Origin of the sequence: Polynucleobacter sp. JS-Safj-400b-B2 (assembly GCF_018881975.1) — a bacterium.
Taxonomy (GTDB): domain Bacteria; phylum Pseudomonadota; class Gammaproteobacteria; order Burkholderiales; family Burkholderiaceae; genus Polynucleobacter.
Window position 1 is genome coordinate 21,635 of the sequence record NZ_JACVPJ010000007.1, and the last position, 19,170, is coordinate 40,804.

A 19,170-nucleotide genomic window follows, 5' to 3' on the forward strand; every position below is an offset into this window, starting at 1 on the left:
CCTAGAACAAGAAATATCGTTGAGCCATTGGTAATACTTTTGCTGGCTCACAAGTTAATAGTTCGCCATTTGCTATCACTTGGTAGGTTTCTGGATCTACGGAGATATTTGGCTGCCAATCGTTGTGGACCATATCTGCCTTGGTGATAGATCGACAATTCTTTACCACCTCAACTTGCTTCTCTAATCCATAAGCATCGCGAATATTGGCATTCATAGCCGATTGAGAAATGAAAGTTAACGAGCTATGACGTATCCCTTGGCCAATACCCGCAAACATATTTCGGTAATGAACGGGCTGCGGCGTTGGAATAGATGCGTTTGGATCGCCCATAGCCGCTGCCGCAATAGACCCACCCTTTAATATTAATGAAGGCTTGACGCCGAAGAAGGCAGGCTTCCAAAATACTAAATCCGCATACTTACCCACCTCAATAGACCCAACAACATGAGAAATGCCATGGGTAATGGCAGGATTAATGGTGTACTTAGAGATGTAACGCTTGACTCGGAAGTTATCGTGACGATTTGCATCACCCGGAAGCAAACCACGCTGTACTTTCATCTTGTCAGCAGTTTGCCAGGTACGAATAATTACCTCACCCACACGACCCATCGCTTGAGAATCTGATGAAAGCATCGAGAATGCGCCTAAGTCATGCAAGATATCCTCAGCAGCGATTGTTTCACGACGAATGCGCGATTCTGCAAAGGCAATATCTTCAGCGATAGATGCATCAAGATGATGGCACACCATCAGCATATCCAAATGCTCATCTAATGTATTAACCGTAAATGGTCTGGTGGGGTTAGTTGAGGATGGCAATACATTTGACTCGCCACACGCACGAATAATGTCGGGGGCATGACCGCCGCCAGCGCCCTCGGTGTGATAAGTGTGAATAGTGCGCCCCTTAAATGCAGCTAAGGTAGTTTCAACAAATCCAGACTCATTTAAAGTGTCGGTATGAATTGCCACCTGAGTATCAGTTTCATCAGCAACACCCAAACAACAATCAATCGCTGCTGACGTAGTCCCCCAGTCTTCATGCAACTTCAATCCAATTGCGCCTGCATCAACTTGCTCTCGTAATCCAGCTGGCAAGCTAGCATTGCCTTTACCCAATAGGCCAATATTCATAGGATATGCGTCAACCGATTGCAACATTCTTTGAATATGCCAAGGACCAGGCGTGCAAGTAGTTGCAAAAGTACCAGTTGCTGGGCCCGTACCGCCACCAATCATGGTGGTTACCCCAGACATTAAAGCCTCTTCAATTTGCTGCGGACAAATAAAGTGGATATGAGTATCAATACCACCCGCCGTCACTATCATTCCTTCGCCAGCAATAATTTCGGTACCAGGGCCAATGACAGAAGTAATCCCCGGTTGAATATCTGGGTTACCAGCCTTACCAATATTAGATATTCTGCCATTTTTAATAGAGATATCAGCTTTGATAATGCCCCAGTGATCAATGATTACCGCATTGGTAATAACAGTATCGGCACAGTCCTTTGACTCGCGTTGACTTTGGCCCATACCATCACGAATGACTTTACCACCGCCAAATTTGACTTCTTCGCCATAAATAGTGAGGTCCTTTTCAACCTCAATCATGAGGCCGGTATCCGCTAGTCTTAAACGATCACCTACAGTAGGGCCAAACATTTCAGCATAGGCTTGACGACCAATCTTAGCCATTAGAGGCCCCCCATAACGCGGCCAGCAAAGCCATAAATCTTCTTCTCACCAGCCACCTCTACAAGCTCAATAGTGCGCTTTTGGCCTGGCTCAAAACGCACAGCAGTTCCTGCAACAATATTTAATCGCATGCCCTTCGTTTTATCGCGATCAAATAACAGGGCATCATTTACTTCAAAGAAGTGAAAATGAGAACCAATTTGAATAGGACGATCACCACTATTAGAGACTTCAATTGAAAGTGTTTTTCGGCCAACATTCAATTCAATATCCCCAGGCTCCACAAACATCTGCCCCGGAATAAAGCGTTGGCTATTTGCACTTGATGGTGTACTCATGTCGAAGCTCCACCAAGCAGCGCAAAGGAAAGTTGACTGATTAATACCCAGCCATATATCACACTAGCAAACCCAGTCACTCTTGCAAAGATCGCTGTCTTGTCCCTAAGGAGCTTGACCAATAGAGCGCCTGATAGATGCAAGATCCCTGTCGCCAAAATCAAGCCAGCCATATCTTGCGCTACCAAGGAGGCTCCAAGGGATCCATTTGAAAATAATGCAGCGTGGGCAAACCCATGAAATATTCCAAAACAACCAATTAAGGCAAGGATTGGATTATTGGAGTACTGGCGCTGTACAAGCAACAATAATCCCATTGCAATTACAGAAGCAGCGATTCCAAATTCAAAGATATGAAGAGGTAAATTACTTAGGCCAGCAAATACCCCAAGACACATGCCTAATATAAAAACACAAGGCCCAAGCCAGATTTTTTTCTGCATGAAAGCACTCCAAAATCCTACGAGCACAATGACTAAAAAATGATCAAAGCCACTAAATGGATGCATCAGACCCGATAGAAAACTAACCGAAGTTTCATGTCCTGGGTGGGCATAAACCAAATTTGAAGATAGAACTCCGATCAATCCAACAAAAGCTAACAATATTTTTTTTATATGAAGACTCATTTGTATTGCTCCTAAACAATCGGGTTATGAACTGTGACTAATTTTGTTCCATCAGGGAATGTTGCCTCAATCTGAATATCTGGAATCATTTCTGGAACCCCTTCCATGACATCTTCGCGACCTAGTATCGCTTGCCCTTCGTGCATCAGTTGTGCGACCGTTTTGCCATCACGCGCACCCTCCATAATCGCAGCGCTAATTAAAGCGACTGATTCCGGATAGTTCAACTTGAGGCCTCGAGCCTTTCTGCGCTCCGCTAAGAGTGCCGCTGTGAATATTAGTAATTTATCTTTTTCGCGTGGAGTTAATTCCATATCTCACCTATAACAATCCTAAGAAGCCCAAAGCCGTAATGGCTGAGCTGGCACACCATGAACTATCGGTCTTAATTTAGACCATACATCAATCATAAAATTTCTAGCTATCTCCATATCACTAGAGACTGCCCTCACCAAAAAGACGCCTTGTGGCATCAACGTCACCCCAGCCCGTAATGAATCAGTCCAAGTCATCATCTCAGCAAAGGTTTCAACTAAATTAGCTGAGCACCTTGGTCCTACGGCCCATAGAGTTGCACAAACAGGCCAAGACCCTAGTTGAGGTAAAGATCTGGAGTATTGATCTTCGGCATCTATATGCCCGTTCTCCATCCAAATTAACTTTCCATCACGCCTTATTTCATTGAGCATATGAATGTGGCCACTAGACCATTCCTCGCCAGAGGCATGGCGTCCTAACATCAGGGCGTCCCAACCAATAAATGAAGCATTCGATGAAAGGCTCATCCTGGTAATAACGTTAGAGTTTGCGCCTTTAAAAAAAAGATTCTCTTGAGGTAGCCAATCTAATTTTGCATTCTCACCCAGCTCAAATTGAATATTTTGAGTAGCAGGATTTTTAAATGATTTGTACCATTTAGTGGCACTTGGAGTAGATAGAACCACATGACTACCCTTGCCAACAGCAACCTGGATATCTAAGGTATCTCCGCCTGCGATACCTGCTGGCGGGTGAATAATGACAGTGTGGCAAATATCATCACCTTCGGGATATAAAGCTTTTTGAACTCGCAGTGGCCCCTCATGCAAACTTTTCTTTAGTACAGTGCCAATTACAGTGCGCTCATAAGATAGGCTCAGTTTGGCTAGCCAACTAGGACTTAGAGACCTAAATAGCTGTTTTACTGCGTTATCTGGAGCCAAAAACATGTGGGTAAACCATTTCAGTGAATTCAGCATCCACTTTAAACCGAAATCATCTCCTGAACACCATTGAGATCCATATCAGCACCTTTGCCTTGCGCGACGACTTCACCGCGGCGCATCACGATATAGTTATCTGAGAGCTCTTTTGCAAAGTCGTAATACTGCTCTACTAATAAAACAGTGATGCCCATCTCATCGACTAATTTACGAAGACAGCGCCCAATGTCCTGAATGATAGATGGCTGGATACCCTCGGTAGGCTCATCCAAAATGATCAACTCTGGCTGAGACATCAATGCACGCCCAATTGCTAACTGCTGTTGTTGGCCACCTGACAAATCACCGCCCCGACGCGCCTTCATATCCGACAGAATTGGAAATAGCTCGTAAATATATCCTGGGATATTTTTTGGGCTTGAGAATTTTGCCGCTCCAATGAGCAAGTTTTCTTCGACTGTGAGTCTTGGGAAAATTTCTCGACCCTGAGGAACATAGGCAAATCCACCGTCCACCCGAGACCACGGGGGTAGATTGGCCAATTCTTTTCCATCCCAAGCAATCGAGCCAGTCTTTACTTTCACCACACCCATGAGCGATTTGAGCAAAGTGGTTTTGCCAACGCCATTTCGCCCAAGCAAACTGGTTAATTGACCTTTGGGGACTTCAAAATTCACATTACGCAAAATATGGCTTCCGCCATAATATTGATTGAGATCTTTGACGATAAGCATGATTAACGCCCTAAATACGATTCGATTACGCGTTCATCACGCTTTACTTCATCCAAAGTGCCCTCGGCTAGAACTGAACCTTCAGCCAATACAGTCACCTTACCTTTTGGGCCCGCTAAAGCAGCAACAAATTCCATATCATGCTCAACTACCATCATCGAGCATTGACCACGTAATGAATTTAGAAGCTCAGCTAAGCGCATTGTTTCTTCGTCCGTCATCCCTGCAACGGGCTCATCAAGCAATAACAGCTTGGGCTGCTGCATTAGAAGCATACCAATCTCTAAGCGTTGCTTTTGACCGTGAGAAAGAAGGCCAGCTTCACGATAAGCTTCTGACTCTAACTGTGTAAGGGCAAGCACTGATTCCATCAAACGACGGCCCTCTAGATCTACTTTAGCAATCAAGGAGTGATGCCATGATTTATCTCCAGCCATTGCCAATTCAAGATTTTCCCAAACAGGGTGATGCTCAAATACCGTGGGCTTTTGAAATTTACGGCCAACGCCAATTTGGGCAATTTGTGGCTCGTTCATGGTCATAAGATCAATGGTCGAACCTAAATAAACGGAGCCATCAATATCGGCAATGTTAGAGCGAGTTTTACCGGTAATGACATCCATTAAGGTAGTCTTACCAGCGCCATTGGGCCCAATCACACAGCGCAGTTCGCCGACATCAATCGTCAATGACAATTTATTAATGGCCTGAAAACCGTCAAAATTGACCGATAGATCATCCACATAGAGGATTCCAGTATGAGAAGTATCGATTCCCTTCTCAAGAAAGTGAGCGCTCATTTTGACCCACCCTTCTTAACAACGAATTTGTGATAGATACCCAGCAATCCATTCGGTAGAAACAAGGTCACCAATACAAACATCATTCCTAAGAAAAACAGCCAATATTCTGCAAAGTTAGTGGTAAAAAAACTCTTAGCCCCGCTCACCGCAAATGCGCCAATAATTGGACCTAGCAAGGTGCCGCGGCCACCTACTGCTACCCAGATCGCCATCTCAATCGAGTTTGTTGGAGACATCTCTCCAGGATTAATGATGCCCACCTGCGGAACGAATAAAGCTCCAGCAATGGCGCATAGGATGGCAGATAGAACCCAAATAAAGAGTTTGTAACCTAAGGGGTTGTACCCACAAAACATCAAACGAGATTCTGCATCCCGTACCGCTGTAATCACCCTTCCCATTTTTGAGGTCACCAGGGCTCGGCAAAGAATAAAACTGCCCAACAGGACTAAGAAGGTAACAATGAAAAGTGTGACGCGAGTACTTGGCGCGCTGATGGAGTAACCCAATATCCGCTTAAAGTCCGTGAAACCATTGTTGCCACCAAAGCCCGTTTCATTCCTAAAGAAAAGAAGCATAGCGGCATATGTTAAGGCTTGGGTAATGATGGAGAAGTAAACCCCTTTAATTCTGGAGCGAAAAGCAAAGTATCCAAACACCCAAGAAATCGCTCCAGGAACCAGAATCAACATCAAAAGCATCCACCAGAAATGATCGCTCCCTTTCCAAAACCAAGGTAACTCTTTCCAGTCTAAGAAAACCATGAAGTCAGGTAATTCGCTTTTGTATACACCTTCAGTTCCTATCTGGCGCATGAGATACATGCCCATGATGTAACCGCCAATAGCAAAGAACAATCCATGCCCCAAACTCAATATTCCGCAATAACCCCAAACCAAATCAAGCGCTAAGGCCGCAATTGCAAAGCACATAATTTTGCCAATTAAACTAAGCGCATAAGCAGACATGTAGAATATACTAGTCTCGGGAACCAGCAAAGAAAATATTGGCACACCAATTAATACGCACAGTGTCAATGCTGCTAAGGCAATATAGGCACGCTTGCTGAGTATGGATTCACGCTCAGGAATTGCCAAACTAAAGCTAGATGAAGGAGCAAGCTTTCTAATATCCATATTAATCAACGCTCCTGCCTTTCAGTGCGAAGAGGCCTTGAGGACGTCTTTGGATAAAAATAATAATGAACACTAAGATAGCAATCTTGGCCAATACGGCACCAATAAATGGCTCTAATAATTTGCTGGTGATACCAAGTCCAAATGCACCATAAATAGTGCCTGCAAGCTGACCTACTCCACCGAGTACCACCACCATGAAGGAATCAACAATATAGCTTTGACCAAGATCGGGACCTACGTTACCAATCTGTGAGAGGGCTACACCACCAAGACCGGCAATGCCTGCGCCAAATGCAAAGGCATACATATCCACGCGCACTGTTTTGACACCCACGCATGCAGCCATAGTCCGGTTTTGAGTAACCGCCCTGACGAAAAGCCCTAGACGAGTTTTGTTTAATACTAGCCAAGTCACGATTACTACCGCAATCGCAAAAGCAAAAATAATGATCCGGTTATAGGGCACAACCAAGTTAGGTAGTACCTGCATGGCACCAGACATCCACGTTGGATTAGCCACCTCGACATTTTGAGCGCCAAAAATAGCTCTGGTCATCTGAATCATCAGCAAACTGACGCCAAAGGTGGCTAATAAGGTTTCTAGCGGACGACCATATAAAAATTTAATGACCGTTCTTTCGATCAAAATACCCACTAAGGCGGCGGCAATAAAAGCAACCGGCAAAGCGAATAACAAATACCAATCTAAATAGCCAGGAGCATATTGCCTGAAAAATCCCTGCACAACATAAGTTGCATAGGCACCAACCATCAGGAACTCGCCATGCGCCATATTGATGACGCCAATCAAGCCATAAGTAATCGCCAAGCCCAAAGCGCAAAGTAACAAAATACTTCCATAACTAAACCCAGCGATCACATTACCCAGGATTTCGCCGCTAAACTCAGACTTCTTAATTTTGGCTAAAGCCTTTTCAGCCGCCTCTTGCACTGGGCCACCCTCTTTTGCCAAAGGCGCCAGCAATGCAGCAACTTGTGGATCACCACTATCGCCTAAGAGTTCAATTGCCTTTAGTTTTGATTCTTGATTGTCAGATTGCAAAGCAAGGAGCGCCCAGAGCTTCTGTACTTTTGGCTTGAGCGCAGGATCCTTTTCGGTAGCCAGTAAGTTTTCAACCAATGGGAAGGTGTCTGGCTCGGGATCCTTGATTAAAGAGTCGACTGCCTTAGCGCGAATCTGTGGATCTGCAGAAGCTAGCTGTAAACCTAGCAAGGCATTATCAACTTTACCGCGCAGTTGATTATTCAGAATAACGTCTTGCAGTTCATCCGGCTTGACTGAAACACTTAGTCCGGTTAAGGGATCTAAATATTGATCGCCCTTTTGAACTACAACACCTTGGGGCGACAAGAAAAGGCTTTCTGCACTGAGAGCCTGAAGAATTTCTAAGGCTTCGGGACTACCTTCTTTAGATAAATTTTGGACCACTTTAACTTTGGCATCAAAGTTATCACTAAACAGGGGCTTTAAATCTGCAACATTAATTTTTGCAAAAGTAATCCCACATGCCAATACACAAGCAGCAGAAAGGATTAGTTTTGAAAAGATTGGAAATTTCATGGTGATTGTGAAAACCCTCCCCCAATTGAGGGAGGGTATTTCTATTGAAAATTACTGTACTGAATCAGGCTTGCCTGCATTACCGTCGATATACTGACTCCATGGTTTGGCTGGAATAGCTGTTGGAGTTTTGTAGATTACGTTGAATTGTCCGTCTGCCTTGATTTCACCAATCATGACCGGCTTAGATAAATGGTGATTAGCACCCATCACCTCAAGATAACCACTTGGAGTGTTAAGTTTTTGACCAATCATTGCCTTACGAACAGCATCAACATCGGTTGTGCCCGCTTTCTCAACAGCCGCTTTCCACATCAAGATACCGGTACGACTAGCCTCCATTGGGTCATCTGTCAAAGGCTTGCTAGCCCCTGGCAACTTTTTCTCTACAGAGTAAGCAGCCCACTGTTTTTTCCACTCGTCATTAACTGGGTTCTTAACTGACATGAAGTAATTCCATGCAGCCAATTGACCTACCAACGGCTTGGTATCAACGCCACGCAATTCCTCTTCACCAACAGAGAATGCCACTACTGGAACATCTTTCGCTTTCAAGCCTGCATTACCCAATTCTTTATAGAAAGGAACGTTTGAGTCGCCGTTAATAGTAGAAACAACTGCTGTCTTGCCGCCTTGAGAGAACTTCTTGATATTGGCAACAATAGTTTGATAGTCTGAGTGACCAAATGGTGTGTATGTTTCTTGAATATCATCATCTTTAACACCTTTAGACTTCAAGAATGCACGCAAGATCTTATTGGTTGTGCGTGGATATACATAGTCAGTACCCAAAAGCACCCAACGCTTAGCCCCGCCACCTTCTTTACTCATCAAGTACTCAACCGCTGGAATAGCCTGTTGATTTGGCGCTGCGCCAGTGTAGAAAACGTTACGAGACATTTCTTCGCCTTCGTACTGCACGGGGTAAAATAGTAAGCCATTGAGCTCTTCAAAAACTGGCAGTACAGATTTACGTGATACGGAAGTCCAGCAGCCAAAAACAACCGAAACCTTATCTTTAGTTAAAAGCTGTCGAGCCTTTTCAGCAAATAATGGCCAATTGGAAGCTGGATCAACTACTACTGGCTCTAATTTACGACCCAATACGCCGCCGCTTTTATTAATCTGGTCAATCACCATCAAATCCATATCTTTAAGTGATGTTTCGGAGATTGCCATTGTTCCGGATAGTGAATGCAAAATACCAACCTTAATTGGCTCCTTGCTTTGAGCCATCGCCAAATGACTTAAACCTGTAAAACTCAAAGCCGCAGCCAAAGCTGACAACTTCAAAATTGATCTACGCTTCATGTCTCACCTCTTGAGTAAATTAATCAGTTGGGCACATATAACCACTGCCTTCATTGATTAGAGGATGTTTCATGTTGGTGCCAATTCAAATAATCACCAAAACAGAGCGCCTGCACCAAAAAAAAGCGTCATCAAATTAAGAATTGCACTAAGAATAGGAATTTATGCAATTACAAAGGGGATGCCCTATTTTCCACTTTGTCATTTTTGATGGAACCATGGACACTTGAACTAGGACAACTTTTTGTCGGTTATGGGATTGATAGTCTAGCCCTGTTTATGGGGGTTAAATGACTTGTAAGTGTCGCGAAACGCGACACTTAGCCAATAAGGGTCGGGCCTATTGTTTAAATAGCACTTTCCTGACAAGATTATAAAAAACGTAAGGAATTAATATGGCTACCAAAAAAACCACGCCCCTCACAAAAGCTGGTATCAGGAAGATATCAAGCGAAAAACCAGGAGTTTACGATATCAAAAATCAACAAGGTGATTCGGAATACGTCGGCATGGCAAAAAAGGGGCGGATGCAAGGACGAGTGGAAGAGCATTTGCCAACGAGCGCAAAAGATCCAGTAAAAAATGGTAGTAAGGTAAAAATTACAAATACAAAAACTAAAGAAGCGGCCTTAAAGAAGGAAAAGCAGCTCATCAAATCAAAGCAGCCGCCGCAAAATAAAAAAGGTAAATGAAATGAGCGCGATAATCTACGATTTAAATGATGTACCCGTAGCCGTATTTAATGGCAATGACATCTATACATATGATGGTCATGCAGCAGCATATGTAGAGGGACAAGTTGTGGTGGGATGGAATGGGCATGAAATATGCATATTCAAAGATGGGGTCTTTTATGACAGAAATGAAATAAAGGTTGGGTCAATTACTCCCCAAAAACATAATCCCAATTCTCCACCCAGAAGACCATTGTGCCGCCACAGCCCTCAAACTAAGGTTCCTTATCCACCAGCGAGAAAATCTCAGGTAGCAAACCCTATCTCAGACCCACAATCCCTTGATCAAATAATTAGAAGTGGAGCTATTTCAAAGTTACCGCCTCCATCGCAGCAGCTTGTCCCAACTCCGCCTGCCCAGCCTTAATCTTCTGTCTAGCCCTTTCAGCTTTAACGGCTTGCTGATCACGCTTTACACGATCCTTCATTGATTTAAGTCTTGCCTGTTCGGGGCTTAATGGCTTTTGCGGGGCAATTTCATCGAATCTCATGGTTAACCAATCTGCAATGGTTGATGTGGCACGTTATTAGCACCAAAGATAGCTTGAAACAGTTTGTATGCTTGAGCTTGATTTTGGGCATAGAGAATGGTTTCCACCCACACCCCCGCCGCATTGACTGTCGCTTTATATCTTTTCATATAGATATTTAGCAAACATCTCTTTTCTGTATGAAGATCAGCATTTAAATTGACTACAAATACTATTTCGATATGGGCGGCTTTGTAAATAAATGGGCTGCCACCACTGGCACAGTACGTTTGCCAGAGCCAAGAGTGCTCAATAGATGCTGGATCTCTACCAAAACACAGGTAATTGAGAAATGAAATTTACTTTGTAGCGTCTTTGGTTCATCAGGGTGAAACCGACTAGGATTCATCTCCAAAACCCAATTCTTAATTTTCTCCGCCTCAAAGTTACAGCCTTCCCAGTTATGGGCAAATTCATTTCGTATTTTTTTCAATAGCTCAAGATCTGCCATCTGCTCGCTAGACAGTAAACCCATGGCGTAAGCGGCTTTGATTCGAGCTGAAAACGTGCCTAGAGGAGCATTGAATCCCTCTATAAGGTCATTCGCTGGTTTTCCAGGCCTTAGATATCCATGCAATAAGCGACTGAGACACTCCTCAGAAAAAGCCGCCATCGATAAAACTAGCCCTCTCTCGTCTTCTTCCGCGGTCAAACTTAGAAGCCTATTAAATTGACCAAAAACTTCATCTTTTTCCGAGTCATGCTCAGGTGCAACTTGCTTTGATTTGTATGATTCAGCCATAGTAACCTTGAGTTCAATTAAATACTCTTCATCATGTTACATGGACTGAACCTGTCAAATGGATGATCACATAATCACCTCTTAAACCCACTCCTCAAGCCTGCACTAGCAACCTCAATCTGCGCATCTAAATCCCCTGCTTCCACGGCAACCTTTACCGTTTCTAGCGCCTTGATTAAGTCCTCGGCACTATCCACTTGAATGCTGGGCTTTCCCTTTGCTAGCTCAATCGTCCAGCTCCCATACCTAATAGAAACACAGACTTTGCCCTCCTCGGTCTTAAACCACCAGGGCTTGATCCTCTTAGGAGCCTCTACTTGCTTACGCACCCCTGTGTGAGCATCCTTAATGCTACGGAACTTCATTAATACAAATGGAGTTCCCGATAACTGCCCTTTTGCTAATTGAATCTGCTCCCACAAATGACTAGACAACTTATTCCTACGAATAACAATGGCTGGTTGGTGCATGGGCTTTTTGACTGCTACTAGGTTGAGGCTACTTAATTGACTCATTTACGTCTCCTTGTGGTTAATGGCGTGATTGCCTATATACAAGTTAATTTCAGAGCTTTATAAGGTCGACCTCTTTTTAGATCACAGGCAAATCGGCTCATTTTGGACATAAAAAATACGGTTTTTATTAACAAGGGCTAAATATTTACGAGTCGCGTAATGAGTTGCATTGAGATGCGAAGAAGAAATAAGTTGCAGTAAGAGATGCAGTTAGTTGCTGTATTGGGGGCAAATGAGTAGCTCTGAACAGCAACTCAAGCAACAGCAACTATCTTTTGTCTCTGCTACTCCTTGCATCTCAAAGCAACACCGCGACTCCTTTCAACATTCAAGGAGATTAAAAATGAAAGAAATCACAGCCCGCTTATGGGAAAACAAAATGTACGGAACAACCTTTGGTAAAGGTCAATATCGCAAAGCTATCTACAACGGCACATTAGAGATCCCCAGTCCTTATGCCAAGTATTTAGTAGATTTTGAGGAAGTTGAGGCTTGGTTTCATTTCCCTAAGAGTCCAGTGCATATGGAAATGGCAGGACGCTTAAGCAATATCCCAGCAAATGAAGATGGGGTTTTAATGAGCTGGATCTATCGATATGAAGCTGGGATCAAAAGCGCAGTTAAAGGCTATGCGTCTTTGGATATGAACTACAGTCGTATCACCATTCAAATTGACGATACTGCGCATGGAATCGATGAATACTGGGAGCTACCTGTACGTAGTTGTATTGCCAGAATTCCTGGAAAACCCACGCCTGCACTGATTGCTACTACACAATCCGAGCTAAATTCACCTCAAAAACCGTCTACAAACGGCGTATTTTCTGGGGGACATAAGCAAGCACTTGAGAGCTTACAAAAACACGCTATCAAGTGATTTGAAGCATTAGCTAGGGTCGTCGTCTAAAGACGACAGATCTCAGTAGATTTTGCTAAATACTTATAAGCAAATACTGGTTAAGAAAATAACTATATTCTTAACCCGATTTGTAAGTCATTGATTCTTGGAAGGTCTTTTTGTCCTGTTACACGACACTTAGCAAACAAACTGAGGTCGACCTTTTCCCGTTAAGGAAACATACTTAAAACGCACATTTTATTTATGACAGGAAAACCAAATGGCACAAGCAAAAACCTTATCTCAAGCAGAACTTGATCAAGTTCTTAATTACGTCAGTACCAAAAAATACGCTTTGCGTGACAGAGCAATCATTCTTACCAGTTTCTTAGGCGGCCTTCGTGTCGCCGAAATAGCCTCACTCACCATGGGTGATGTAGTGAACCCCGATGGATCGATTAAGAATGAGATCCGTTTATCAGCGGCACAAACTAAAGGCAAATACCCCCGAACCGTGTTCGTATCACAGCGTTTACAGGGGGAATTGGCCAACTACCTCACAACAAGACATGCCAAAGGCGCTGATATTCCACTCTTTCATACCGATCATCGCTTACGTTTTAGCCCCAATGGCTTATGCGTGTGGTTTCATCAACTTTATAAGAATGTGGGCATTAGCGGCGGAAGTAGCCACTCGGGAAGAAAATTTTTCATAACAACTTTGGCTAATAAAGGCATCGGCGTTCGAATCTTAGCCAGTCTTGCTGGTCACAGATCGATTGCTGTAACGCAAAGATATATCGATGTAAATGATGAACAAAAGAGAAATGCTGTGGAGCTTATCTAATATAAAGTAAGGCATTACTCTAAATTGAGTGATGCCTTATCTTCGGCAACACGTTGCTTAACCGATTTTTCTTCGAAATCATCCAAGAAAGCGGTTTGACGTAAGCGATACTCAATGGTGGGCATTGAAAGTAAATCAGCTTTTAAGCCCTCTTTAATCCAAATGCGATCCCTAATTTCACCCCGAGCATATTTGGAGATTGCAGCGTCATTTAACTCAAGAAATAACGCCCGCACATTGCCAAAGTCGTGAACAACAAAGCGGTCCTCCCAACCATCAGGTAGTGTTGGTAAGTCTGGACTGGCTGCATCTACGTAATAACCGAATTCATCTTCAAACGCACTACCTTGACCAATAATCGCAGCAATCTCACCTGCGCGAGCGGGATCATCTTTTGGATACATATCTACATCAATAGATCTCACCATCTCATCCGGAGGGGGAACTTCAAGACCCAGGGCGGTCAGGCTACCAATAATGACGTAGTCAGTGTGATTGGTAATCTTTTTAGCTTCAGTTAATACGTGATGAATATGATTCAGGTTCAACGAACTTCTTTCATCAGAAAGCTAAATGGGGAATTTTGTGCAAGCGCATGTGCCTGAGGAGCGTCACCACAAACCTCTTGCTCCATTTCAGACGGGTCGGCATTTATCAATCTTCTCCAGGAGTCAATGTAAAAACGACTGCACAACTCCTTTTCCTCCCACATCCGAATACGAACTTCAGCTTGATGTACTACATCATTGCGACGATCAGATCGAAGCAATATCAGAGCGTGACGATGCAACCTACCAAGTTTTTCGTACTTCTCGGCATCAGCTTTGCGTGCTAATGCACGCATGGAGAGGGATGGATTAGGTTTAACGCTTTGCATAGCTTAAGTATATATAGGAGCCAAAAGAAGAGCAAGATCGGCTAAAAGACCTAAAAATCCGCTTGTTTTAGCAAAAATCAAGTTAATTCCGCCAAGTAAAAAATAGTTCACACCTCTATCGTCGATCTTATAAAGCAATGCCTTCTGAGTTCTTAATCGATATTCAAAAAGCCATAATCTCCTAGTAAAAATATTTCTTTAAACTGGCCGCATTTTCGAGCTAATTTGTTGCTGTCTTCTTAGTCAAATTTCAACATCATTTTTATTAAATTTCTTCAAATAGAGTTTTTTGGTGATTTTTTCTCAAAAATAAAATCGCCCTACAAGCCCGTGTTCATGGGGCTTTGATTTTTCGGAATTTTCTGTCAAGGAAATAAAACAACGTCCTGATTTGCGTGAAAAATACGAAAAAAATTAGACTGCTTCCATCAACACAAAAAGTTTCATCAGCATTCTCGCTAAAACGTGTTGGTAATTTTATAACTTGAAGGAGCAACACCATGAGAATCACAGCAAATCAAAAGCATGAAATCGCCAGTGCAACATTAGTAAAACTCGATGCACTAGCAAACCGTCGTCAAGTATGGCAACGGGACTTTTACGACAAATCCAATAAGGGTCTTTATGCCCTTCTCTCAGAATGTCTTGGCATGTATTACGAGATCAAAGGCAGCCCTGCTGAGAAGGTTGTATTAGAAGGCATTAAAGCCAACCTAGAAGGTCGTGGCATTAAAGTGCAAACCAGCACCCCGGTACTGACCTTACTCGTTAAATACGTGTTTAATGCCGAGCGCCGCCGTGCAAGCGCATATTCACGTGCATTACGAGTGGCGGCTAAGGAAGCGGTTTCTGTTGGCAATTTTGCTGAATGGGTAACCAAGGTTGGTGGCATTGAGGAAGTAGCCAGTACCAAAGGTATTACCGATGAGACTATTAAAAAGCGTAGCCAGCTTGATAATAAGGTTGCCGAGGTTAAGCAATTATTAGTTAACCAACTACAACACCCGTTGAGTTTGGTACCAAAAACTGCCTTAGCGCATCCAGCTGATTCTGCCGAATACACCTTACTCATTGGCAAGATGCTAGCTAGCGGTCAAACGCAAGTCTTAAGCGTAGTGCCTGGCTCTACTACTGCCATGATCGAGCAAGCCATTCGCAAGATTGCGCAAGAACTACTCAATAAGGTTGATGAGCATATCAAAGCCCAAGCAGAACTTGCAGCGCAAGCGGCAATTACTGAAGCGGCTAACCAAGCCTACTTCAAAGAGATGGCATAAGCCATTGTTCATTATTTGACAGGGGTTTAGGACTGATCAACCGCCCCTGCTTTTACCCAATTAGAAAGGAAATACCATGAGCTTCGCACTCAAATATGCACCTAAGACTCTCGATGAGGTTGTTCTAGGTAGCATCACTCTCAAAAACAAGCTAGCTGAATACATTAATGGGCGAGACTTAAAGCCATTAATACTTCATGGCGGGGTTGGTACTGGTAAAACCACGATTGCCAATCTATTACCCCACGCCATTGAAGGTAAAAAGGCTGAAGTTACCCGTCTTAAAGCAGTGGAATTTAATTCCATCAACGATGTCATGCAGACTTTTGAAGATCACACGATGTTTTATCAAGTGTTTACGATCAATGATCAAAAGCGTAATTACATCATTTCCAATGAAATTAATTTCACACCTAAAGCAGCGATCGCGTTTAGAGATGTAATCGATGACATGATCGGACATACCCAGTTCATCTTTACAACGAACTACATTGATCAAGTGGACATTGCCTTGCGAGATCGTAGTAGCTGCCTGGTAGTGCCTCCAGTTTCGGCTAAGGATTGGCTACCCAGAGCGCAGTGGATCTTGCAGCAAGAAGGTATTGCCCTGCCAGATGATCAGCTACTCAAAGTCCTCTCAGCACAATTACAAATAAGCTCTAGCAATCGTAAATTATTGGAGCGCCTTGAAGACTTTGTTAGGTCGGTACGAAATCCTCCAAGCAATCCTGGCGGAGTAATTTTAGAAGTGCCAACGCCTGAGCCAATTAACCCGCTCATGGCAGCTTAAGCTAATTTGGCGGCCGCCATCATAGGAGTAAGCTTTGAGTAATGTTTTTCAATCATCAGTGTTGAGGTGCCCATTTGCCTGGCTAAGGTATGTATGTCAATACCTTCAGCTAGAGCAAAGGTGGCATAAGTATGGCGTAGGCTATACAGGGTTCTGTTTTTACCAGTAGCATCCTTTAATAAGTTAGATTCAACCATTAGCCGCTCAAAAACATCATCTAGACTATGCGGAGCATCTCCTTCGGGAAATGCAAATACTTTCTTATCTAATTTGGCCTCAATCACAGCCTCTAGGTTCTTATAAGGTAGCTTTTGCCAAGCAATTAACCGCTCTAAAGCCTCGATCACAAAATGTCTTGCGATTAGGTATCTAGGGCCCGTTTTGCCTGATACCCAAATTCTTAGGTAACGCTGCTCACCAATCCAATGCCACTGCAGAGCTTTCCAGCGAATCGGCATACTCTCCGTTCCCTGCCTAATACCCGTTCCCAGCAAGAACTCTACATAGACCCGGCACAGTCTACGCATATGGTTACTACGTTGATTGCGACCAAAACGCTCCCAGTCCCACATGTATTCCAGCAAGTAATTGACTTCTTGCTGATTAAAAGCAGGCCTAATTTCTGCCCTATCAGCGTTTACCTCCAATAAGGGAATGGTGCGATTTCGATTGATTAGGCCCTGCTCTCTAGCCCTTTCAATTACCCGCTTATAAAGACCAGCATGGCGCCTTTGAGTATAGGTCTTGGGATTCTTGCCCATCTGGGATATGCGCCACGCCACATAGTCATCCACAAGCTCTTGGGTTATGTCATTAATCTGGTAATTACCAAAGAATGGAATCAAGTACTTGGTGTAGATGTGTATGTAATCAACATGAGTGCGCTTATTGGGATTGGCTTGAACTACCCTGGCAGCAGCAGCTAGTTCTTGCGTGGCTAATTGCCGAAAAGTCTTGGTCTTAATGGCTAGATCGCTGGCTAGCTTGACCTTGACTGTTTCATAGATAGCAATGGCTTGGGTTGTGGCTTCGGCCACCTGATCTAAGCCAGTACTTGAGGAATGCCAAGCACCCGTAGATAACTTAAAACGGCATTGCCATTGGTGACTATGGGGTCTTTTATAGAGGGTGATGGCACCATCAAGGAGTTTGATGGGCTCATCATCAGTGATAACGGTAGAAAATAAGAGCGATAAATTATTCATTAAAAGCGTCACTTAACAAGACACTTGTTAGCTTAATTTCAGATTTACGTTTGGGCGACCTGAATTATTTACTGTCGGTTTGACCAGACACTACGGGGTCAGGGCTGGCGATGGACTGTTACCGATTAGAAGGCAGACCTTCAATCCACTTATTGATGGCAGGCTCAAAACGACCCAAAGAAGTCACCCGAGGCAAGTTTGGGTGATACAAGCCTTCCCTAAGAAAAAGAAAACCTTTTCTCTTTAAAAAGTTTTATACAGGCATCAACAGCTTGCGCATCATAAAGGGTGCCTCGATGCTGCTTAATCTCATCAAGCGCTGCATCGATTCCCAAAACAAAGCGATAAGGGCGATGTGTCGACATCGCTTCAATCACATCAGCTACGGCAATAATTCGTGAGCCAAGTAAGATTTCATCACCCTTGAGGCCCTGAGGATAGCCACTACCGTCCATCCGCTCATGATGCTGATAGATCATTTGCGCAATAGGCCATGGAAATTTAATATTCTTAACAATGTCATATCCCGCCTCGGCATGGGTTTGAATCAACATATATTCGACATTACTTAGCTTTCCAGGCTTAGTTAAAATTTCTACAGGAATTGAAATCTTGCCCACATCATGAATAGTTGAGGCTAATTCAATACCGTGGATCATATCTTCTGATAATCCAAGCTCTCTAGCTATTGCCGGGGCTAATTGGCCGACTCGCTTCATGTGGCCGGCGGTATATTCATCACGTGATTCCACTGCATAGGCAATAGACTTAATCGACTCCTCTAAACTTTGCTCAAGTTCTGTAGAGGCCTGCAATGCAGCTAATGCAGTCTTTTTGGCTGAAACCATTTCCTGCAGTTGCTTTTCTTCAGTAAGGTCAGTGGCAACTAAGCAGTAAATATCCGCTTCTCCACCTGAACTTAACTTGCTAACAGAAAGATAGATGGGTACTTGCTCTCCATCTTTGTTTAGCAAATTCAATTCCATACGTCGTTTTTCAGGTAAGCCTACCTTTAGAAAGGCTTCAAGAATCTTGTCATTCTCGGGGTCTACCCATTTATAAATGCCACTGCCAACAATTGTGCTCATTGGTGACTTGACCATCTCCGCAAATCGTTGATTACAAAATAAAATAAGTCCATCTGCTGAAATAGTTAAGGCACCCTCACTCATTTCCTCTAGCAACAATCGGTATGGGTGGTCTGCGTTAACTAGCGTGAAAATTCTTTCGCCAGATTTACCAGCAACCACTAAAGCGTCAACCGCTCCATCGCGTATCGCATCTAGCGTTTGCTGAGCATCAAGCCACTTCCTGCGCAAGTCATCAATTTCTTGCAGGAGTTGTGAATGTGATTTTGAGTCTTCTTTCATTG

General features: G+C 43.6%; 24 protein-coding genes. 6 read left to right on the plus strand and 18 right to left on the minus strand.

The genetic code is table 11. The annotated features are described in order from the left end of the window. Position 1 precedes the first annotated feature (1 nt). From ureC to urtA, 10 genes are read right to left on the minus strand one after another with little or no spacing between them, the layout of a single operon-like run. On the minus strand, positions 2-1,705 hold the full coding sequence (gene ureC, locus ICN48_RS08825; protein ID WP_216153337.1) for an urease subunit alpha: 1,704 nt from the start codon (positions 1,703-1,705) through the stop codon (positions 2-4). Beyond that, positions 1,705-2,043: an urease subunit beta gene (locus ICN48_RS08830; protein WP_216121060.1), complete on the minus strand. Its 339-nt coding sequence runs from the start codon at positions 2,041-2,043 to the stop codon at positions 1,705-1,707. The genes ureC and ICN48_RS08830 overlap by 1 nt, the downstream gene beginning before the upstream one ends. Next, positions 2,040-2,672 carry a HupE/UreJ family protein gene (locus ICN48_RS08835; RefSeq protein ID WP_216153338.1) on the minus strand — a complete coding sequence of 211 codons (633 nt, stop codon included), beginning with the start codon at positions 2,670-2,672 and terminating at the stop codon, positions 2,040-2,042. The genes ICN48_RS08830 and ICN48_RS08835 overlap by 4 nt, the downstream gene beginning before the upstream one ends. Positions 2,673-2,683: 11 nt before the next feature. Next, positions 2,684-2,986 (minus strand): urease subunit gamma, encoded by a 303-nt coding sequence (locus ICN48_RS08840; protein WP_076024343.1) that lies wholly within the window; start codon positions 2,984-2,986, stop codon positions 2,684-2,686. An 18-nt stretch (positions 2,987-3,004) separates the two neighbouring features. Then, positions 3,005-3,910, minus strand: coding sequence for an urease accessory protein UreD (locus tag ICN48_RS08845; RefSeq protein ID WP_216153339.1), 906 nt, complete (start codon positions 3,908-3,910; stop codon positions 3,005-3,007). Between the two features lie 5 nt (positions 3,911-3,915). After that, positions 3,916-4,608 (minus strand): urea ABC transporter ATP-binding subunit UrtE, encoded by a 693-nt coding sequence (urtE, locus tag ICN48_RS08850; protein WP_011903038.1) that lies wholly within the window; start codon positions 4,606-4,608, stop codon positions 3,916-3,918. Positions 4,609-4,610: 2 nt separating this feature from the next. Then, positions 4,611-5,408 (minus strand): urea ABC transporter ATP-binding protein UrtD, encoded by a 798-nt coding sequence (gene urtD, locus ICN48_RS08855; RefSeq protein WP_215361610.1) that lies wholly within the window; start codon positions 5,406-5,408, stop codon positions 4,611-4,613. Beyond that, positions 5,405-6,547, minus strand: a complete 1,143-nt coding sequence (urtC, locus tag ICN48_RS08860; RefSeq protein WP_216153340.1) for an urea ABC transporter permease subunit UrtC — start codon at positions 6,545-6,547, stop codon at positions 5,405-5,407. Before urtC ends, urtD begins: the two co-directional genes overlap by 4 nt. 1 nt (position 6,548) lies before the next feature. Continuing rightward, complete coding sequence (urtB, locus tag ICN48_RS08865; RefSeq protein WP_216153341.1) at positions 6,549-8,132, minus strand: urea ABC transporter permease subunit UrtB; 1,584 nt, start codon at positions 8,130-8,132, stop codon at positions 6,549-6,551. 51 nt (positions 8,133-8,183) lie between these two features. Further along, on the minus strand, positions 8,184-9,443 hold the full coding sequence (gene urtA, locus ICN48_RS08870; protein WP_076024347.1) for an urea ABC transporter substrate-binding protein: 1,260 nt from the start codon (positions 9,441-9,443) through the stop codon (positions 8,184-8,186). 395 nt (positions 9,444-9,838) lie between these two features. On the opposite strand from urtA, the gene ICN48_RS08875 reads away from it, so the two are divergent. After that, positions 9,839-10,135 (plus strand): GIY-YIG nuclease family protein, encoded by a 297-nt coding sequence (locus tag ICN48_RS08875; protein WP_216153342.1) that lies wholly within the window; start codon positions 9,839-9,841, stop codon positions 10,133-10,135. Position 10,136: 1 nt separating this feature from the next. Continuing rightward, a complete protein-coding gene (locus ICN48_RS14085) occupies positions 10,137-10,544 on the plus strand; it encodes a 4-fold beta flower protein (protein ID WP_370624192.1) in 408 nt (135 codons plus the stop codon). Here ICN48_RS14085 and ICN48_RS08880 read toward each other — a convergent pair. The 4 genes from ICN48_RS08880 to ICN48_RS08895 all read right to left on the minus strand — a co-directional run bounded on the left by ICN48_RS08880 (position 10,483) and on the right by ICN48_RS08895 (position 11,964). After that, positions 10,483-10,668 (minus strand): hypothetical protein, encoded by a 186-nt coding sequence (locus ICN48_RS08880; protein ID WP_216153343.1) that lies wholly within the window; start codon positions 10,666-10,668, stop codon positions 10,483-10,485. The two genes, ICN48_RS14085 and ICN48_RS08880, sit on opposite strands and share 62 nt — an antisense overlap. A 2-nt stretch (positions 10,669-10,670) precedes the next feature. Beyond that, entirely contained in the window at positions 10,671-10,817 is a 147-nt protein-coding gene (locus ICN48_RS08885; RefSeq protein ID WP_216153344.1) for a hypothetical protein, read from the minus strand. Positions 10,818-10,879: 62 nt separating this feature from the next. Then, positions 10,880-11,449, minus strand: a complete 570-nt coding sequence (locus tag ICN48_RS08890) for an MltR family transcriptional regulator (protein WP_216153345.1) — start codon at positions 11,447-11,449, stop codon at positions 10,880-10,882. A 74-nt stretch (positions 11,450-11,523) separates the two neighbouring features. Further along, positions 11,524-11,964 (minus strand): DUF6641 family protein, encoded by a 441-nt coding sequence (locus ICN48_RS08895; protein WP_216153346.1) that lies wholly within the window; start codon positions 11,962-11,964, stop codon positions 11,524-11,526. 343 nt (positions 11,965-12,307) lie between these two features. On the opposite strand from ICN48_RS08895, the gene ICN48_RS08900 reads away from it, so the two are divergent. Both ICN48_RS08900 and ICN48_RS08905 read left to right on the plus strand, forming a co-directional pair. Further along, positions 12,308-12,841, plus strand: coding sequence for a hypothetical protein (locus ICN48_RS08900; protein ID WP_216153347.1), 534 nt, complete (start codon positions 12,308-12,310; stop codon positions 12,839-12,841). Between the two features lie 241 nt (positions 12,842-13,082). Further along, on the plus strand, positions 13,083-13,649 hold the full coding sequence (locus ICN48_RS08905) for a site-specific integrase (RefSeq protein WP_216153348.1): 567 nt from the start codon (positions 13,083-13,085) through the stop codon (positions 13,647-13,649). A 14-nt stretch (positions 13,650-13,663) separates the two neighbouring features. On the opposite strand, the gene ICN48_RS08910 is transcribed toward ICN48_RS08905, so the two are convergent. Beyond that, positions 13,664-14,197: a DUF6036 family nucleotidyltransferase gene (locus ICN48_RS08910; RefSeq protein ID WP_216153349.1), complete on the minus strand. Its 534-nt coding sequence runs from the start codon at positions 14,195-14,197 to the stop codon at positions 13,664-13,666. Continuing rightward, a complete protein-coding gene (locus ICN48_RS08915) occupies positions 14,194-14,526 on the minus strand; it encodes a hypothetical protein (RefSeq protein WP_216153350.1) in 333 nt (110 codons plus the stop codon). Before ICN48_RS08915 ends, ICN48_RS08910 begins: the two co-directional genes overlap by 4 nt. Before the next feature lie 500 nt (positions 14,527-15,026). Here ICN48_RS08915 and ICN48_RS08920 point away from each other — a divergent pair, with 500 nt between their 5' ends. Next, a complete protein-coding gene (locus tag ICN48_RS08920) occupies positions 15,027-15,803 on the plus strand; it encodes a hypothetical protein (protein WP_216153351.1) in 777 nt (258 codons plus the stop codon). Between the two features lie 76 nt (positions 15,804-15,879). Beyond that, positions 15,880-16,593, plus strand: a complete 714-nt coding sequence (locus tag ICN48_RS08925) for an AAA family ATPase (protein WP_216153352.1) — start codon at positions 15,880-15,882, stop codon at positions 16,591-16,593. Here ICN48_RS08925 and ICN48_RS08930 read toward each other — a convergent pair. Continuing rightward, positions 16,590-17,798, minus strand: a complete 1,209-nt coding sequence (locus ICN48_RS08930; protein ID WP_216153353.1) for an integrase — start codon at positions 17,796-17,798, stop codon at positions 16,590-16,592. The two genes, ICN48_RS08925 and ICN48_RS08930, sit on opposite strands and share 4 nt — an antisense overlap. Before the next feature lie 218 nt (positions 17,799-18,016). Next, positions 18,017-19,168: an HD domain-containing phosphohydrolase gene (locus ICN48_RS08935; protein ID WP_216153354.1), complete on the minus strand. Its 1,152-nt coding sequence runs from the start codon at positions 19,166-19,168 to the stop codon at positions 18,017-18,019. Positions 19,169-19,170 lie beyond the last annotated feature (2 nt).

Coding starts and splice junctions, on each gene's coding strand:
- ureC (WP_216153337.1), bottom strand. CDS start 1,705: ATGGCTAAGATTGGTCGTCAAGCCTATGCTGAAATGTTTGGCCCTACT.
- ICN48_RS08830 (WP_216121060.1), bottom strand. CDS start 2,043: ATGAGTACACCATCAAGTGCAAATAGCCAACGCTTTATTCCGGGGCAG.
- ICN48_RS08835 (WP_216153338.1), bottom strand. CDS start 2,672: ATGAGTCTTCATATAAAAAAAATATTGTTAGCTTTTGTTGGATTGATC.
- ICN48_RS08840 (WP_076024343.1), bottom strand. CDS start 2,986: ATGGAATTAACTCCACGCGAAAAAGATAAATTACTAATATTCACAGCG.
- ICN48_RS08845 (WP_216153339.1), bottom strand. CDS start 3,910: ATGCTGAATTCACTGAAATGGTTTACCCACATGTTTTTGGCTCCAGAT.
- urtE (WP_011903038.1), bottom strand. CDS start 4,608: ATGCTTATCGTCAAAGATCTCAATCAATATTATGGCGGAAGCCATATT.
- urtD (WP_215361610.1), bottom strand. CDS start 5,408: ATGAGCGCTCACTTTCTTGAGAAGGGAATCGATACTTCTCATACTGGA.
- urtC (WP_216153340.1), bottom strand. CDS start 6,547: ATGGATATTAGAAAGCTTGCTCCTTCATCTAGCTTTAGTTTGGCAATT.
- urtB (WP_216153341.1), bottom strand. CDS start 8,132: ATGAAATTTCCAATCTTTTCAAAACTAATCCTTTCTGCTGCTTGTGTA.
- urtA (WP_076024347.1), bottom strand. CDS start 9,443: ATGAAGCGTAGATCAATTTTGAAGTTGTCAGCTTTGGCTGCGGCTTTG.
- ICN48_RS08875 (WP_216153342.1), top strand. CDS start 9,839: ATGGCTACCAAAAAAACCACGCCCCTCACAAAAGCTGGTATCAGGAAG.
- ICN48_RS14085 (WP_370624192.1), top strand. CDS start 10,137: ATGAGCGCGATAATCTACGATTTAAATGATGTACCCGTAGCCGTATTT.
- ICN48_RS08880 (WP_216153343.1), bottom strand. CDS start 10,668: ATGAGATTCGATGAAATTGCCCCGCAAAAGCCATTAAGCCCCGAACAG.
- ICN48_RS08885 (WP_216153344.1), bottom strand. CDS start 10,817: ATGAAAAGATATAAAGCGACAGTCAATGCGGCGGGGGTGTGGGTGGAA.
- ICN48_RS08890 (WP_216153345.1), bottom strand. CDS start 11,449: ATGGCTGAATCATACAAATCAAAGCAAGTTGCACCTGAGCATGACTCG.
- ICN48_RS08895 (WP_216153346.1), bottom strand. CDS start 11,964: ATGAGTCAATTAAGTAGCCTCAACCTAGTAGCAGTCAAAAAGCCCATG.
- ICN48_RS08900 (WP_216153347.1), top strand. CDS start 12,308: ATGAAAGAAATCACAGCCCGCTTATGGGAAAACAAAATGTACGGAACA.
- ICN48_RS08905 (WP_216153348.1), top strand. CDS start 13,083: ATGGCACAAGCAAAAACCTTATCTCAAGCAGAACTTGATCAAGTTCTT.
- ICN48_RS08915 (WP_216153350.1), bottom strand. CDS start 14,526: ATGCAAAGCGTTAAACCTAATCCATCCCTCTCCATGCGTGCATTAGCA.
- ICN48_RS08920 (WP_216153351.1), top strand. CDS start 15,027: ATGAGAATCACAGCAAATCAAAAGCATGAAATCGCCAGTGCAACATTA.
- ICN48_RS08925 (WP_216153352.1), top strand. CDS start 15,880: ATGAGCTTCGCACTCAAATATGCACCTAAGACTCTCGATGAGGTTGTT.
- ICN48_RS08930 (WP_216153353.1), bottom strand. CDS start 17,798: ATGAATAATTTATCGCTCTTATTTTCTACCGTTATCACTGATGATGAG.
- ICN48_RS08935 (WP_216153354.1), bottom strand. CDS start 19,168: ATGAAAGAAGACTCAAAATCACATTCACAACTCCTGCAAGAAATTGAT.